This is a genomic window from Pedobacter sp. WC2423, assembly GCF_040822065.1.
Classification (GTDB): Bacteria; Bacteroidota; Bacteroidia; order Sphingobacteriales; family Sphingobacteriaceae; genus Pedobacter.
On sequence record NZ_CP162005.1, the window covers coordinates 4,873,493 to 4,888,487 of the forward strand.

Genomic DNA, 14,995 nt, shown 5'->3' on the forward strand with positions numbered 1-14,995 from the left:
GCTTAGTTAATAGTTGTTTGAGTACTTACAATTTTATTTTCTGGTGAAGCCGGCGGTACAACTGGTTTAGCAGTACTGTCTGTGCCTTTAGGCGCCCATTTGATTTTTGGTTTGGGTGTATCGGGTAAAACAACTAATTTTTTCATCGCCTCTGACTGTGCTAACCTTCCACCAGAAATTTTACCTGTTAAATATTTTTCTGTAATATAACTGGCAATCGGTGCGGCATAAACCCCACCAAAACCTGCATTTTCTACAATTACAGCAATAGCTATTTTTGGATTATCACGTGGCGCAAAACCAACAAACACAGAGTGATTTTTTCCATGTGGATTCTGTACTGTACCCGTTTTTCCACAGAAAAGAATATTCGGAATTGCTGAAGCGCGGGCTGTACCATAAGATGCATTAACAGCATCCTGCATTCCATCAATCACAGGTTCAAAATGTGCAGCATCGATGTCTACAGAGTTCTTGACCAGGTATTCTTTTTTTACATCTTTCTTTTCGCCAATACCTTTAACCAGGTGAGGCTTGATATAATAACCGCGGTTTGCAATGATCGCCATGATATTAGCCATCTGTAAAGGTGTGGCACTCATCTCACCCTGGCCAATTGCCAATGAAATTACAGTGGTATATCCCCAGTGTTTACCAAATCTTTTTGTATATTCTTCGGAAGTGAATATTCTTCCTTTACGCTCAAATGGCATATCCAGATCGAGTTTAGACCCCAGACCGAACTTACGGACTTTAGCAGACCATGAATCATAAGCCTCAATTTTGTTTTTGTATTTCTTCTGCGTCATCAGCTTCTGAAATACATAACAAGCATAAGTATTACAAGATCTTGCCAATCCTTTACGAAGAGAGATGTTTCCATCCACGTGTTCGCAACTTACAAAGTGGTTTCCTGCCCAATAGCCGCCAGGACAATTAAAAGTCGTATTGGGATCAATTACACCTTCCTGAAGTGCAATTAAATCATCAAGTGGTTTAAAAGAAGAACCAGGAGAGTAATAACCCGAAAGTGGCCTGACTAAGAATGGTCTGTTTGGCGAGCGGAAAATATCCATATAGTTATTACCCTGCTGTCTTCCAACCATCAGGTTAGGATCATAACTAGGGCTGCTGACAAAAGCAAGCACTTCACCTGTACCCGGTTCAATAGCGACAATACTTCCTACCTTATTTTTCAGCAATTGTTCTCCTAGTTTCTGGATATCAATATCCAGTGAGGAAACCAATGTTTCTCCGGAAATGGCCAGGGTATCAAATTTACCATTCAGGTAACTCCCCTGAGGGACATTTCTTGCATTATAAATCGTATTTTCTACACCACGTTCCCCGCGAAGTACATCATTATACTGACGTTCCACACCCGATTTTCCGATGTAATCTCCCGGACGGTAATAGCCATCGCTTTCCTCAATATCCTTATCTGAAACCTCTTTTACATAGCCAAAAAACTGTCCGGCTACACTGTCCGGATAGTGTCTTACTGTTCTGTTTTGTGTTTCAAAACCAATAAAGCGGGAAAGTCTTTCCTGTAAAGCGGCATAGGTCTGTACCGATAATTGCTTCTCAAATACAGAACGCTGGTATTTAGACTGATTTCTGGCCTTATTGAATCGTTTATGAAAACCAGCCATATCAATACCAATAATCCTGCATAAGGCAAGCGTATCAAATGGTTTGACCAGGCTGGGGGTAACCATCAGGTCATATACTGGTTCATTTTGAACGAGCACTTTATTGTTCCGGTCTGTAATAACTCCACGGGCCGGGAAAGTATATTTTTTTCGTAATACATTGCTGTTTGCAGATAAAAAATAGCGGTCACTGGCTACTTGTATATAAAAAAGCTGTCCTAATAAAATAAGAGCAACTACTATAAACAGGCCTTGTATAATATATTTTCGGTTGAAAAGATTCTCCATTAGCGCATTTTTCTATTATAGAAGATAAATTCTATCAATATAACAGTGAATAGAGTAAAGATACCGCTAAGCAGGCATCTTAACAAAGTATACGAGAGTTCTGTTAATTTAAAAGCTTCTAATAAGAAAAGCACAAGGTGGTGCGAAAAGGTACAAAGTAAAGCATATAAGCTAAACCATTTGAACCCCATGTTACCTAAAGTAGGTTCGGGTTCATCAAAATTGTCACGGCTTACCGTTACGGAAATAAACAGAATCCGTACAAAAACCAGTGTTACGCAGGCGGCGGTATGTACACCTAAGGTATCGTAAAAAGCATCGAGTGTTAAGCCTGTACCAAAAGCGATGAGATACAGAATAGGGTTAGGAATACCGAAAGGTAGCAGCAGTAAAAATAAAATATAGGTGAAAGGAGTAGCCAGATCATAAAAACTCAGGTTCCTTAACAAAAGAATCTGTATGGAAAGCAGAATGAACCACCTTAAGATATTGATTAATATGATTCTACTGTTCATTCGGCAATTTTGATTCTAATGCTTTTTCTTCCTCTGCCAATTTATCTTTGATCACATACACATATTGTAAAGTGCTGAAATCATTAAAAAGGTTAATCTGGATAGTCAGGAAATTATCTCCGGTGGAAATCCCTCTGTTACTGATCGTTCCTACCTGTATGCCAGGAGGGAATGAGCCAAAACCAGAAGTAATCACTGTATCCTTTAGTTTTACTTTGAAGTGGTTGGGAACGTCTTTAATAAACGCTGTTCTGTAATCAGAATTCCGGTCACCCCATACCAGTGAACCTAATGCTTTTGTTGATTTGATGCTGACACTGATTTTCGCGTCTTTATTCAGCAAAGATTCTATCGTAGCCAGGTGCGGTGATACATCGCGGATAATCCCGACTACACCTCTGCCGGCAGAGATCACAGCCATCCCGCTTTCTATTCCGTCTAAGGCTCCTTTGTTAATTGTAATGACGTTATTTCTCAGGGTAACAGAGTTTTTAATGACTCTGGCTGCCAGATAAGTATACTGCACATGAGTAGCGGTATCTTTAACCAGTGTGTTTTTGGCACTGTCAATATTTTTAAGGGCGAGGAGTGCAGTATGAAGTCTTGCATTTTCAAAGGCAAGACTATCATTCACAGTGCCCAGGTTCATGTATTTTTTGAATACATTAAGTCTGTCATAAGCATGTCCAACAACCTCATTGGTAGAATTAAGTGTTACACTTCTTTGGTAAGCGTTGTTTTGGACAGTAAGGATAATGCCAATGGTGAAAAAGATGACAAACAGGAAAAATGCGTTGTATCTATTTATGAAAATCCAAAGGTTACGCATATTTCTTCATTCTGTATTGAGCTACAGTACTCATTTTTATTTAATGATAAAATGTGAGTGCTTTATACAAGCGGCTCACATTTCTAATACTGTATGTAATGATTAATTTATTGCATTAAAAACTTATAGCCACCTATATTTTTCAGTGCGATACCAGTACCACGAACAACTGCACGTAATGGATCTTCTGCTACGTGTACCGGAAGTTTAGTTTTGGCTGCAACACGTTTGTCCAGTCCGCGTAATAATGCTCCGCCACCTGTCAGGTAAATACCAGTCTGGTAAATATCTGCAGAAAGTTCTGGTGGAGTGATCTCGAGTGCTTTCAGAATTGCTTCTTCAATTTTAGAGATAGATTTGTCCAGACAGTGTGCAATTTCAGTGTACGAAACAGTGATCTGTTTCGGTACGCCTGTCATTAAATCTCTTCCCTGTACTGCGAAATCTGCTGGTGGATCTGATAATTCAGGTAAAGCAGCCCCAACTTCAATTTTGATTTTTTCCGCAGTACGGTCACCAATCATAATATTGTGCTGACGACGGATATAATTTACGATATCTGAGTCAAAGTTATCTCCTGCAACGCGGATAGACTGGTCACATACGATACCAGAAAGTGCAATTACAGCAATTTCAGTTGTACCACCACCAATATCGATGATCATATTACCCATCGGCTCTTCTACATCAATTCCAATACCTACAGCTGCGGCCATTGGTTCATGAATTAAGTAAACTTCTTTTGCACCAGCAATTTCTGCCGAATCTCTTACTGCGCGTTTTTCAACTTCAGTAATTCCTGATGGGATACAGATTACCATTCTCAAAGATGGAAACATCCAGCCTTTTCCACCGTTCAGCATACGGATCATCCCTTTGATCATAGCCTCAGCAGCGTTAAAGTCGGCGATAACACCATCTTTCAGTGGCCTGACCGTACGGATGTTATCATGGGTTTTACCCTCCATCTGCATTGCCTGACGGCCTATTGCGATAATTTTATTGGTTTGTCTGTCAAAAGCAACTATTGAAGGCTCATCAACAACCACTTTATCATTGTGTATTATCAAGGTGTTGGCGGTGCCTAAATCGATGGCAACCTCTTGTGTGAACCAGTTAAATAAACCCATTTATAGGTGATAAGTTATTATTAAAAATTCTATATACTATTTAATGTAAAACTACGTCTTTTTATTGTATTCGCAGTTAAAAAATTAGTGCTTAAAATGTCTGATGCCAGTGGTTACCATTGCGATACCTTTTTCGTTCGCCATGTTAATGGAATCAGCATCCTTAATTGAACCACCTGGTTGAAGAACAGCAGTAATACCTGCTCCGGCAGCGATTTCAACGCAGTCAGGGAATGGAAAAAAGGCGTCTGAAGCCATTACTGATCCGATTAAACTGAAGTTGAAAGCATCTGCTTTTACAATTGCCTGTTTCAAAGCATCAACTCTTGAGGTCTGTCCAACTCCACTTGCCAGTAAAGTATTGTCCTTTACAAACACAATTGTGTTCGATTTAGTATGTTTTACAATTTTATTTGCGAAAAAAAGATCTTTTAGCTCCGCAGCTGAGGGTGATTTCTCTGTTACGGTAACCATTTGATCAGTGCCTTCGATAATTAAATCTTTATCCTGCTCAATCACACCGTTCAATAAAGTCTTGAATTGTTTTTTACCTAATTCAACAGGGTTACGCTGAAGGATTACTCTGTTTTTCTTTGCTTTGAAAAGTTCAACTGCTTCAGGAGCATAAGAAGGAGCAATCAATACTTCAAAAAATAATTTGTTGATTTCGGTCGCTGTAGCTAAGTCAATTTCACGGTTTGCAATCAGTACACCACCAAATGCAGATACAGGGTCACAAGCTAAGGCATCATCCCATGCTTGTCCGATTGTTTCTCTCGAAGCAATTCCACAGGCATTGGTGTGTTTTAAGATCGCGAAAGTAGGCTCGATAAATTCATCGATCAAACTCACTGCTGCATCAACGTCAACCAGGTTATTATAAGAAAGTTCCTTTCCGTTTAATTTGGTGAACATTTCATCCAGATTTCCGTAAAAAACGCCTTGCTGATGTGGATTTTCTCCGTAACGAAGAGTTTTTGCAGTATGGATACTTTGTTTGAATAAAGTAAGCGGCTCTTCGGTATTGAAATAATTGAAGATTGCTGTATCGTAGTGAGAAGAAGTGTGGAATGCCTTTTTAGCATAAGATTTACGTTGTGCTAAAGAAGTTTCGCCGTTTTGCTCTTCTAATTGTTGTTGAAGGGTTGCATAGTCATCTTTTGAAGCAAGGATCACTACATCATTAAAGTTTTTTGCAGCAGCTCTGATCAGAGAAATACCACCAATATCAATTTTTTCAATGATTTCTTCTTCAGAACCACCTGCTTTCAGTGTTTCTTCAAAAGGATATAAATCAACGATAACCAGGTCGATTTCAGGAATTTCATATTCTGCAATCTGTACTTTGTCTGCTGCCAGGTTTCTGCGGTTTAATATTCCACCGAAAACTTTTGGATGCAAAGTTTTAACCCTTCCGCCTAAAATAGAAGGATAACCGGTCAGATCTTCAACAGCTGTAACAGGTAAATTCAAGTCTTTAATGAACTGTTCTGTTCCACCTGTAGAAAACAATTGAACACCTTGCTGTGCTAGCAAGCGAACAAGTGGTTCTAGACCGTCTTTGTAATATACTGAGATTAAAGCGTTTTTGATCTTTATTTGTTGACTCATTGGGTGTGATTTTTGAGCCGCAAAATTATGATTTTTAAGCGATAAATTTCAGAGAGAAATGATAAAAAGTGCCTTATTTTTTTATCTTTTTCAAAATACTCTCCACAATACGGGGATAATGTTGGTGTTCAAGCTGTTGTCCCTTGAATTTTACCATTTCCAAATTGTCATCTTTATCAATTTTATATTTTGCCTGATAGATATATTCTCCCTCATCATAATTTTCATTTACATAATGAATGGTGATGCCGCCTTCAGTTTCACCTGCTGCGAGTACTGCTTTGTGTACATGATCTCCATACATTCCTTTACCGCCAAATTTAGGGAGTATGGCAGGATGGATATTGATAATACGGCCGGGATATTCTGCAATCAGGTTTTGAGGAATCAGCCAGAGAAAACCAGCCAGAACAATCAGGTCTATATCCAGATTTTTTAATAAATCGATGATAGATTCAGTCTGATAGAATTCTTTTCTGTCAAAAATGTGAGAAGGAATTTCAAAATTATCTGCACGTTGTAAAACGTATGCATCAGGGTTGTTGGTCAATACCAGCGCAATTTCTACTTCTGGACTATGTTTGAACAGTTCCATAATTTTCTGGGCATTAGAACCCGAACCGGAGGCAAAGATTGCTATACGTTTCTTCATGAGCATTTATTGTTCTTTAATGGTATTCAGGCTGGCTTCGCCGGTCTTCATGAGTTGTTTATTGTTCTTTAATGGTATTCAGGCTGGCTACGCCGGTCTTCATGAGCAGTTTATATTTAGGTATTCAATCTGGGAATAGCATTGAATCCATATAAAGTGGTTTTTTGTCAAAAATAGTATTTTGAGTATTGAATGAAAGGGTTTAATGATAATATATTCATTTTTTAACTTAAAAGCTTTATTCTCATCTCAAATTTCAATTCTTTTTTCTCCTGTGACGGATAACTATTCCAGACCTGTTAACTTGATATTCTGGTATACCACAATCCCTACAGTACCCCTGCAAAACACCTTTCAGGAATGGGTAGAAAAGATATTATTTCTACCCTGTTTTAGGTATTTGTTGTCTGTTCGTTATTCTGATTCGTAGCTTAAAAAGCCTGATATATTTACCTGTGTTATTTATTTTATACACTTCAATATTTAATCTGACTGAAAATGAATACAGTCCTGCTGTTTCCCGGTGTGTTAAAATTTTAATTTCATGATAATATGTTTTCAGTAGTCTTCTAGTGGCTGTTTTTGGGATTTATATCGTATTAGTCTGATTATTAGCTGATAATGGCAGAATTTTTGTCGTTGCTTAAAAAAGTAATCAAATAATAACCCTAAAATTAAAGTTATGGCTTTCAAAGCAAGATTAAACTTTTCGGGCAAGGAGTACGATGTACTTCATTGTGCCTATTCTTTAAACCGTGATGTGGATGCAAAAGGAAGACCCTCTTCCGGAGTGTATGGTGGAACGATCGATATCGAACTCGAGTCTACCGAAGATACCTCAGTTGTTGAAGCAATGGTAAACAATCAGTACAAACCTTTAACCGGTACTTTGCTCATCAAAAAATCTGAAGAAGATGCGAAGATGAAGGAAGTTCATTTTGAAGATGGATACATCGTTAAGTATTCAGAAGGAATTAACATCATTGGAGATAATCCAATGACATTGAAATTCCAGATTTCTGCACGCAAACTAAAATTGGGTAATGCAGAGCACACTAATGACTGGCCTAAGGCTTAACTGTAAAAATTGTTTAACATTTAAAAAAAATTATCATGGCATTTAAAACCAGATTGACTCTAGGGTCTAAAGAATTCGATGTGCTGCAGTGCAGCTATTCATTAAACAGAGATGTAGACGCAAAGGGACGTCCTTCATCAGGAGTTTATGGTGGAACTATTCACCTGGAAATTGAATCAACTGAAGATACTTCAGTAATTGAATCAATGGTTAACAATCAGTACAAGCCACAGGCAGGTACAATTGTTTTCAAAAAAGGTGAGGAAGATGCAAAGATGAAAGAGTTGCATTTTGAAGATGGTTACATCATTCAGTACAATGAGGGGATTGCCGTTAATGACAATACCCCAATGACTTTAAGTTTTGTGGTATCTGCCCGTAAACTGAAAATTGGTAATGCTGAGCATACCAATGACTGGCCAAAAGCTTAATTTAAACAGGCTAAACTGAGCAAGCCGGAAGCATTTTGTTTCCGGCTTGCTTTAACGACTCAAATCTACGTTATGGTAAATAAATTAGTAGTAGACATCAGTATCGAACAGGTGCCTATAACGCATTTCAGCCTTTTTAAGCTCGATCAGCGTTTCAATGAACATCATACTTTCGAACTTCGTATTAACCATGACCAGGTTGAAGAAACTGGTGGTATTACGCTCGCAAAGTCTAAAAGCTTTATCGGAAAGAATTTAACAATTCAATTTGGACGTCTGGGAGAGCCTGGTAATCTTTTTACAGGAATAGTTACTAAAGTAGAGATTGCTCAAACTCATGGTTTCAGAGGAGATGTTGTTATAACTGGTTATAGCCCTGATATTCTACTGGACAGAGGTCCGGATCTGGGATCTTATTTAGGTAAAAACCTGAAGACCATCCTTCAGCAGGCTACGAATGATACGCCGCAGAACGATCTTGATTTTCAAATCAATCCGGGTAATAACGCTACCATCGATTATATCATACAATATAAAGAAAGTGATTTTGATTTTATCAACAGGCTTTCTGCAGAATACCACGAATGGTTTTATTATGATGGCCATGTACTGCATTTTGGTAAACCTGATAAACAGGAAGAAATTGCACTGATCTATGGGCGCGATCTTCAAAGTTTGCAATACGGGATGCAAATTGCCCCTTTAAATTATAAGAAATTCGCTTATCATTCTCAGCAGGATGAGTTGCTGAGTGCCGAGCCTGTAGCAGCAAGTTCCGGTTTCTCGGATGTTTCGCACGCAATTTCTGCTTCTAATGATGTTTTTAGTAAGCGGTTTAATCAACCTTTAAGTGTCAGGGTCAATTCTCAGAGTGAGATCGATGCTTTTGTAAATGATGAGCATAAAGCTTTGGTTTCGGGTTTAGTGAGTATCTCGGGAAAGGGAGATAATTCAAAAGTAGGGATAGGGAAAATTGTGGATATCAGTACGAGTATGCCTAATGGACTGGATTTTCAGGTGGAGGACTTTGGAAGATTCGTAGTAACAGCTATACGCCATGAAATTGATGGTATCGGTCATTATCACCATACTTTTGAAGGGGTAGCAGCAGATAGTGAGAAGCTCCAGGTGAGGCATGTGCAGAAGCCATTTGCTGATATGCAATTGGCAGATGTGGTAGATAATAATGATCCTCAGGGACATGGCCGTATAAAAGTCAAATTTAAATGGGCTTGTCAGGTAAATGATGCTACGGAATGGTTGCGCGTAATGACCCCGGATGCAGGAAGCAGTGATAAAGTAAGTAAAAACAGGGGGTTTGTTTTTATTCCTGAGGTTGGTGATCAGGTAGTAGTTGCTTTTGAAGAGGGGAATATTGCCCGGCCTATAGTGATGGGAAGTGTTTTTCACGGCAAAAGCGGGACTGGGGGCAGTGCGAGTAACAATAGTAAAAGTCTGACTTCAAAAAGCGGGCATACTGTTCAGCTGAATGATGGTGGAGGAATAACGATAAAAGATAAAACCGGTGGTAATCATATTGTTGTAGATGGCGAGAATAAGGTTACGGTTACTTCAAGCCAGACTGTGGTTTTAACTAATGGTACTGCGGCAATTACCCTGGAGAAAGATAAGATTACCATACATGCTTCTGAAATTGAGATTGCGAAAAAAGACGGGAAATCTTCGAAAATTGATATTAATGGTGATACGACCAATATCAATACAAAGGATATGACTATTACTTCAACAAATAATACGATTTCAGGTACAAATAATACAATGACGGGTAAGAATCATATCACTGGGGGTGATACAAAAATTGATATGGGTGATGTTTTTATTAATTAATATATGATCAAAGATTCTAAAATTCTCATCAAACAACCATTTCATGAACAATACACCATCAGAATAGAGTCTGAAGTTAATGGTGTAGATGTATTTGTAACCTCTACTGTAGAGCTGAGGTATGATTTCAATGTGTTAAAAGTTGAAAATAACCGCATAGAGATTAGGTTAATTCAATTAGATAATGTGTTATTGGAAGCTAACAATCCCATGGTAAGAGAGGTTGCACAAATTAGCCAGGTATTTGGGAGAATGTATAGTGAACTCCATTTATTATTAGATGAGAAGGGAACCATATTACAGGTCCTGAATAATGAGCTGATTTTATCCAAGTGGGAGCAGACTAAAGCGGAGATGGAAAAACATATTGCGGGAAATGACGACTTGAAAAATGCAATTTCTTTGAATGATTCGATTTTTAACAGTCCTGAAAAGGTAAAAGTTGCCGCTCAGGCGAATGAATTTTTACGGGTGTATTTTGGGCAGATATATGGCGTGGATTTACCTGTGAAAACAAGTTTTAAAGGGACTAATATTTTTAATACTGTAGAGATGGATTGGACACTTTCGATTAATAGCTCTGTTCCATTACCTCCGGCAAATGGTGTCAATTCACTTACTGTAACAACTAAAGCTGTCCCAACTATGGCCTTGAATTCCAAATTTTACAAAGAGGCTTATAATCAGTTCGCGACTAAAATTGATATCAAAAATCTGATGACTGTATTAGTGCAGGAAGAAACAAGGATTCTGGATTATGAAAGTGGAAGAATACAGGAAGCGGAAACGAGCAAGATTGAAATAGCCGATGAGAAGAAATTGTACAACAAATTAAAGTATATCCTTAAAAGCGATTCTGGAATAGTAATTAAACCCGTGGAAAGTAGTAAGCAGTCTTCTGTTTTAGAAGAAGAAAATAAAGAAGCAGGTTCGAAATTTAAGTTTTTTTAGAAGCTGTTTAAATTTAGATCATCTGGTTATGGAGAACAAATTAGGAGCACCAATAAAAATTCTAAGTCAGGCTACTTTACGTCTCGGCATCTGTACACTTCAATTTGGCGTTTTTACCGAAAAGTTAGCTGATCATGGGAAGAGTACTAATGTTCTGATGAAATTCTCGGGTAAAGAACCTAAAAATATTGGGGAAACTGTAGAGGTTCTGAGCCTTGGGCTTAAAATAGTCAGACATGGTGAAAGGTTAGGCATGGGGTTTATAAAACGTAAACAGACCATTCAAAAAGTATAAATAATGGGGCATAAAAGAATTACGGAAAAGGACTTTTGGATATGTACTGAAGGTAATATGCCGGCCCAGCTTCAATCTACCCAAAAAACGGCAAAGAAGGGCTCGGGAGAAAAGTATATTACGGTTAAGGATACATCCACTAGCAGCTGGATAGATTTTAGCTGTAAAAAAGCCATGCTGATTTATGCAATTATAGCTGCTGCCGTTGTTGTTATAGCGGCTATGACTGTTGCAACTGGCGGTGCGGCACTTATAGCACTTGGTGCACTGGCTGGTTTGGCCGGAGCTGCATGGGGTGCTGTCATAGGCGCGCTGTTGTGTGGTCAGACGGCGGCCAAAGGAAGAAAATGGGTAGAAGTACCAAAAAGCAGAATGACTGCGGTACAGGGGGTACGTCAGATCACCGGGGATTGTACAATGACTTGTATGGTAGGAGGTGTAATCTCTTTTGCCCCACAAATTAAAAACTGGAGCCAGGCTATATCTTTGGGCGCAGGTAATTATATTGGTGGATTAATGGAAGGTATGATGGCTGGTGCTGCCATTGGTATGGGCGGAGCTGCGCTAAGTGGTGGAGCTGGTGCTTTTGCTTCAGGTGGGGTCAGAGGGCTTGGTCAGGCAGCTTTGCAGTTTGCGAAGAGTGCTCCAATGAATGTTCTTAGAAATATTGGAGCTTCATTTGGGTATGCGGGGGCAGGTGCTAGTGCATCTACGGCTTATACTACAGCTGCGGCAGCGGTAGGATTAAGGGGGCTTACGGCTGCTCAATCTGGGTTAACACATTATGGTAGTACAGGAGAATCGGGCTGGGGCGCGGCAGGCGAAGGTGTTTTTGGAATGGAAACGGGCATGTATCATTCTGTAAATAACCTGACTACTTTTCATAATCCAGAAACTGGCGCATTTGAATGGCAGGGGACATGGCAGGATGTTACGGGATTGGCTTTGTTGCTTTCTCCTGTTCATAAAGCAGCGGAAGAAGCGAAAGGGAAGGGTAAAGGGGAAGAGGCTCCTGCACAAGATGGAGAGCCGGTTCAAGATGGAGAGGAAGTAGTTAGAGATCCTAATATTAAGAATGAAGAGCCTGCAAAACAGGAGGGAGAATATGAGACATTTGAAGATCCCGAAACTATTTCAAATAAAGTTAAAGGTGATCTGGGTGAAGCAAAAGTAATAGAGGAACTTAAGAAAATAGGATACACAGATGTTGTTCAAGTACAAAATAATTCTGGACACGGTGTGGATGTAATAGCTAGAAATCCTCTTACCGGTGATGTGAAATGTATTGAAGTTAAGGCGAATTCGTCCCAATTGAGTGAGGCTCAGAGAATGGGAGGCGAAAAATATGTTGAAGATAGGCTAAATCGTGCAGTCGAAGGCAAGGGACACTATCAGATACCTCCAAATTCTGAACAAATGAAAGTAGATGCTGAAACAGCACAACGATGGATAGAAAATGCGGATAAGGTCGATTATGAAGTTCATCAGGTGCCTGTAGATAATGCTACTGGGGCAACAGGAGATCCTAATGTTACACAATGGGACCCAAAACCGCCTAAAACACCCAAACCACCAAAAGTACCTAAGCCCCCAAAATAATGTATATTATTTATAAATTGGTGGAATAATAGATCAGTGAAAAGATAAAACTAGTATGAATTCAACAGAACAAAAAGTTAAAGAAACCGTTGCCGAATTAAAGGTATGGCTTGATAAGCCAACACGAAAAGAAGAAGACTATCAAAGGAGAATTGATGAAATAAATGAAGAATTGAAATCAGAAAAACTTAAGAAATCAATTCGTTTACAATTTGAATATCTAGATAACTGGTATAGTGATAATTTTGTTTACGAATCACTCACAACTGGTTATACTACATATAAAATTGATGCTTGTGCTAATGGTTATCACATCTTGATCATTTCAGATAAGTTAGCAGATTTATATCCTAACAATCCTCCTAAATTATCATTTGATAAAACTGCATATTGGATTGCAAATTGTTTATCTCAAAAATGGTATAAAGAAAGTGAAGTTATAATTGAAATTGTCAATAAAGGGCTGCAAACAAAATTTTTAGATGGTGGGTGGGATATAAAAATAGCTTCATGGTTTATATTAGAAATAGCAAACTATGGATATCAAAATTCAATTGATTTGTCTGATTTTAACTATCCCGATGATATGGGTGTCTATCAGAAAGCTTTGGATAACTGGGATACAACAGATTTAAGTTTGTTAGATGATATAGTTTCAAGTCTTTGTGATTTTCATTTAAATGAAGCTTCGCACGGTGATATAAGTGACAACGCTGGAAAGAGGGATCCTATGTTTTTGCAGTTTTCCAGCACAAAATGGTTTGTTTATGCTTTTGAAGTTTTAGCTTGGTTGAGTATTAGAGAGAAAAATGGCTTACCTAATCCTGAAAAATTCACCCACCCATTGATGAACCTGAAACTAAATAAGCTAGCTAAAGGAACTTCTCCATTACCTCAGGATGAGCTTTTTGATAAAGTAATAGCTAAGATGGATTAATAGAGATTCTGGTAAAATGTTTGACGATTTTTTTGCGAAATATCCTGATTATAATATTGTTGAAAAACCATCCAAGCAGGTAATTGATAATTATAAAGATAAACTTCCGGCTGAATTGATAGAATTCTGGCAGGAATATGGTTTTGGTATATACATGAATGGATATCTGAAAATCGTAAATCCTGAAATATATCAGCCAATTCTAAATGAAGGATATAATACCGAAAATAATAAAGAAATAGTTTTTGCAGTTACTGGTCTTGGTGACTTTATTGTATGGGTAGGAGATGCAATACGATTAGTTGATTTTAGGCATGGGAATTATAGCATAATAGAAAGTGGAGATGATATGTCTTGGTTTTTCGATATGGATTTAACTGAAGATGGTTATGTGCTAGATCATTTTAAAAATAAAAACTATTCACCTGCAAAAGTTAGATTAGGGGCTTTAGAATTCAATGAGTATTATGGTTATGTCCCTTTACTTGGAATCGGCGGTTATGAAAAAGCAGAAAATTTACAAAAAGTAAAATTAAGGGAGCATATATCAATGATTGCTCAGATGCTAGGCAAAATAGAATAGTATTCAATTGGTAATACTTGAAACCGCCCAATGTGGCGGTTTTTATAGATGGTTGGAAAAAATCTACTTTTTTGAATGGTAATTACTAATAGTAGGATTACTAAGATTATTAATAAAGTCTCGAAATATAATATGGTAGGTTTGAAAGTTGGTCCCATATTTTATAAGATAGGTACGGGTGATTTTTTACATGGTTTTTTTTTTCAATTGCTTATAATCTGGAGGATAACAAATGGGGAGCGAAATTTCCTTTTATAATGAAAGAGTTATATTCTAAAGAATTATTAGTAGAAAATATTCCTGAAGCAGTAAACGAGATTAATTTAATAAGAGAAATGTTCAGGGAATATGCTCCGGGTTGTGTTATATGGGATATAGAAAATCTTGAGAAACGTCCTCTGTTGGGTGAAAACATAGCTGCTCATATAACAAATTTGGCTAATTATTTTTATACTAGTGATGGGGAAGATTTATTTGAAACCTTTTTAAAAGCATTGGATACAGCAGCAAGGGTGAAAAAAGTTTTGACTATCAAAAGTCTTTAGTTTTATCTTTTTGCTTCTCCATATTGATCAATCATATGCCATAAGATTTAT

The 14,995-nt window shown here is 37.9% G+C and carries 15 protein-coding genes; 9 read left to right on the top strand and 6 right to left on the bottom strand.

All coding sequences use genetic code 11. From position 1 onward, the window contains the following. Positions 1–2: 2 nt before the first annotated feature. The 6 genes from mrdA to purN form a co-directional block, all read right to left on the bottom strand. Complete coding sequence (gene mrdA / locus AB3G38_RS20330) at positions 3–1,940, bottom strand: penicillin-binding protein 2 (protein WP_367865572.1); 1,938 nt, start codon at positions 1,938–1,940, stop codon at positions 3–5. After that, positions 1,940–2,455 carry a rod shape-determining protein MreD gene (locus tag AB3G38_RS20335; RefSeq protein WP_367865573.1) on the bottom strand — a complete coding sequence of 172 codons (516 nt, stop codon included), beginning with the start codon at positions 2,453–2,455 and terminating at the stop codon, positions 1,940–1,942. The genes mrdA and AB3G38_RS20335 overlap by 1 nt, the downstream gene beginning before the upstream one ends. Next, positions 2,445–3,284, bottom strand: coding sequence for a rod shape-determining protein MreC (gene mreC / locus AB3G38_RS20340; protein WP_367865574.1), 840 nt, complete (start codon positions 3,282–3,284; stop codon positions 2,445–2,447). The genes AB3G38_RS20335 and mreC overlap by 11 nt, the downstream gene beginning before the upstream one ends. Before the next feature lie 107 nt (positions 3,285–3,391). Then, complete coding sequence (locus AB3G38_RS20345; protein WP_037440490.1) at positions 3,392–4,414, bottom strand: rod shape-determining protein; 1,023 nt, start codon at positions 4,412–4,414, stop codon at positions 3,392–3,394. Between the two features lie 84 nt (positions 4,415–4,498). Continuing rightward, positions 4,499–6,025, bottom strand: coding sequence for a bifunctional phosphoribosylaminoimidazolecarboxamide formyltransferase/IMP cyclohydrolase (gene purH, locus AB3G38_RS20350; RefSeq protein WP_367865575.1), 1,527 nt, complete (start codon positions 6,023–6,025; stop codon positions 4,499–4,501). Positions 6,026–6,098: 73 nt separating this feature from the next. Beyond that, the gene (gene purN, locus AB3G38_RS20355) at positions 6,099–6,677 is read right to left on the bottom strand and encodes a phosphoribosylglycinamide formyltransferase (protein ID WP_183865827.1); all 579 of its coding nucleotides are present in this window, start codon (positions 6,675–6,677) and stop codon (positions 6,099–6,101) included. Positions 6,678–7,359: 682 nt separating this feature from the next. Between purN and tssD (AB3G38_RS20360) the strand changes: the two genes are divergently transcribed. The 9 genes from tssD (AB3G38_RS20360) (at position 7,360) to AB3G38_RS20400 (ending at position 14,944) form a co-directional block, all read left to right on the top strand. Further along, the gene (gene tssD, locus AB3G38_RS20360; RefSeq protein ID WP_367865576.1) at positions 7,360–7,755 is read left to right on the top strand and encodes a type VI secretion system tube protein TssD; all 396 of its coding nucleotides are present in this window, start codon (positions 7,360–7,362) and stop codon (positions 7,753–7,755) included. 35 nt (positions 7,756–7,790) lie between these two features. Continuing rightward, positions 7,791–8,186 (top strand): type VI secretion system tube protein TssD, encoded by a 396-nt coding sequence (gene tssD / locus AB3G38_RS20365; RefSeq protein WP_041878824.1) that lies wholly within the window; start codon positions 7,791–7,793, stop codon positions 8,184–8,186. Between the two features lie 72 nt (positions 8,187–8,258). After that, the gene (locus AB3G38_RS20370) at positions 8,259–10,034 is read left to right on the top strand and encodes a type VI secretion system Vgr family protein (protein WP_367865577.1); all 1,776 of its coding nucleotides are present in this window, start codon (positions 8,259–8,261) and stop codon (positions 10,032–10,034) included. A 3-nt stretch (positions 10,035–10,037) separates the two neighbouring features. Next, positions 10,038–10,985 carry a hypothetical protein gene (locus AB3G38_RS20375; RefSeq protein ID WP_367865578.1) on the top strand — a complete coding sequence of 316 codons (948 nt, stop codon included), beginning with the start codon at positions 10,038–10,040 and terminating at the stop codon, positions 10,983–10,985. A 28-nt stretch (positions 10,986–11,013) separates the two neighbouring features. Beyond that, the gene (locus AB3G38_RS20380; protein ID WP_367865579.1) at positions 11,014–11,280 is read left to right on the top strand and encodes a hypothetical protein; all 267 of its coding nucleotides are present in this window, start codon (positions 11,014–11,016) and stop codon (positions 11,278–11,280) included. A 3-nt stretch (positions 11,281–11,283) separates the two neighbouring features. Then, positions 11,284–12,879, top strand: coding sequence for a hypothetical protein (locus AB3G38_RS20385; protein WP_367865580.1), 1,596 nt, complete (start codon positions 11,284–11,286; stop codon positions 12,877–12,879). A gap of 55 nt (positions 12,880–12,934) precedes the next feature. Next, complete coding sequence (locus tag AB3G38_RS20390) at positions 12,935–13,816, top strand: hypothetical protein (protein ID WP_367865581.1); 882 nt, start codon at positions 12,935–12,937, stop codon at positions 13,814–13,816. A gap of 16 nt (positions 13,817–13,832) precedes the next feature. After that, complete coding sequence (locus AB3G38_RS20395; protein ID WP_367865582.1) at positions 13,833–14,399, top strand: T6SS immunity protein Tdi1 domain-containing protein; 567 nt, start codon at positions 13,833–13,835, stop codon at positions 14,397–14,399. Between the two features lie 218 nt (positions 14,400–14,617). Continuing rightward, positions 14,618–14,944, top strand: coding sequence for an Imm70 family immunity protein (locus tag AB3G38_RS20400; protein WP_367868779.1), 327 nt, complete (start codon positions 14,618–14,620; stop codon positions 14,942–14,944). Positions 14,945–14,995: the final 51 nt, after the last annotated feature.

Bases quoted from the DNA above. Each gene is read 5' to 3' on its own strand.
- mrdA (WP_367865572.1), bottom strand. From the start codon at position 1,940: ATGGAGAATCTTTTCAACCGAAAATATATTATACAAGGCCTGTTTATA.
- AB3G38_RS20335 (WP_367865573.1), bottom strand. From the start codon at position 2,455: ATGAACAGTAGAATCATATTAATCAATATCTTAAGGTGGTTCATTCTG.
- mreC (WP_367865574.1), bottom strand. From the start codon at position 3,284: ATGCGTAACCTTTGGATTTTCATAAATAGATACAACGCATTTTTCCTG.
- AB3G38_RS20345 (WP_037440490.1), bottom strand. From the start codon at position 4,414: ATGGGTTTATTTAACTGGTTCACACAAGAGGTTGCCATCGATTTAGGC.
- purH (WP_367865575.1), bottom strand. From the start codon at position 6,025: ATGAGTCAACAAATAAAGATCAAAAACGCTTTAATCTCAGTATATTAC.
- purN (WP_183865827.1), bottom strand. From the start codon at position 6,677: ATGAAGAAACGTATAGCAATCTTTGCCTCCGGTTCGGGTTCTAATGCC.
- tssD (WP_367865576.1), top strand. From the start codon at position 7,360: ATGGCTTTCAAAGCAAGATTAAACTTTTCGGGCAAGGAGTACGATGTA.
- tssD (WP_041878824.1), top strand. From the start codon at position 7,791: ATGGCATTTAAAACCAGATTGACTCTAGGGTCTAAAGAATTCGATGTG.
- AB3G38_RS20370 (WP_367865577.1), top strand. From the start codon at position 8,259: ATGGTAAATAAATTAGTAGTAGACATCAGTATCGAACAGGTGCCTATA.
- AB3G38_RS20375 (WP_367865578.1), top strand. From the start codon at position 10,038: ATGATCAAAGATTCTAAAATTCTCATCAAACAACCATTTCATGAACAA.
- AB3G38_RS20380 (WP_367865579.1), top strand. From the start codon at position 11,014: ATGGAGAACAAATTAGGAGCACCAATAAAAATTCTAAGTCAGGCTACT.
- AB3G38_RS20385 (WP_367865580.1), top strand. From the start codon at position 11,284: ATGGGGCATAAAAGAATTACGGAAAAGGACTTTTGGATATGTACTGAA.
- AB3G38_RS20390 (WP_367865581.1), top strand. From the start codon at position 12,935: ATGAATTCAACAGAACAAAAAGTTAAAGAAACCGTTGCCGAATTAAAG.
- AB3G38_RS20395 (WP_367865582.1), top strand. From the start codon at position 13,833: ATGTTTGACGATTTTTTTGCGAAATATCCTGATTATAATATTGTTGAA.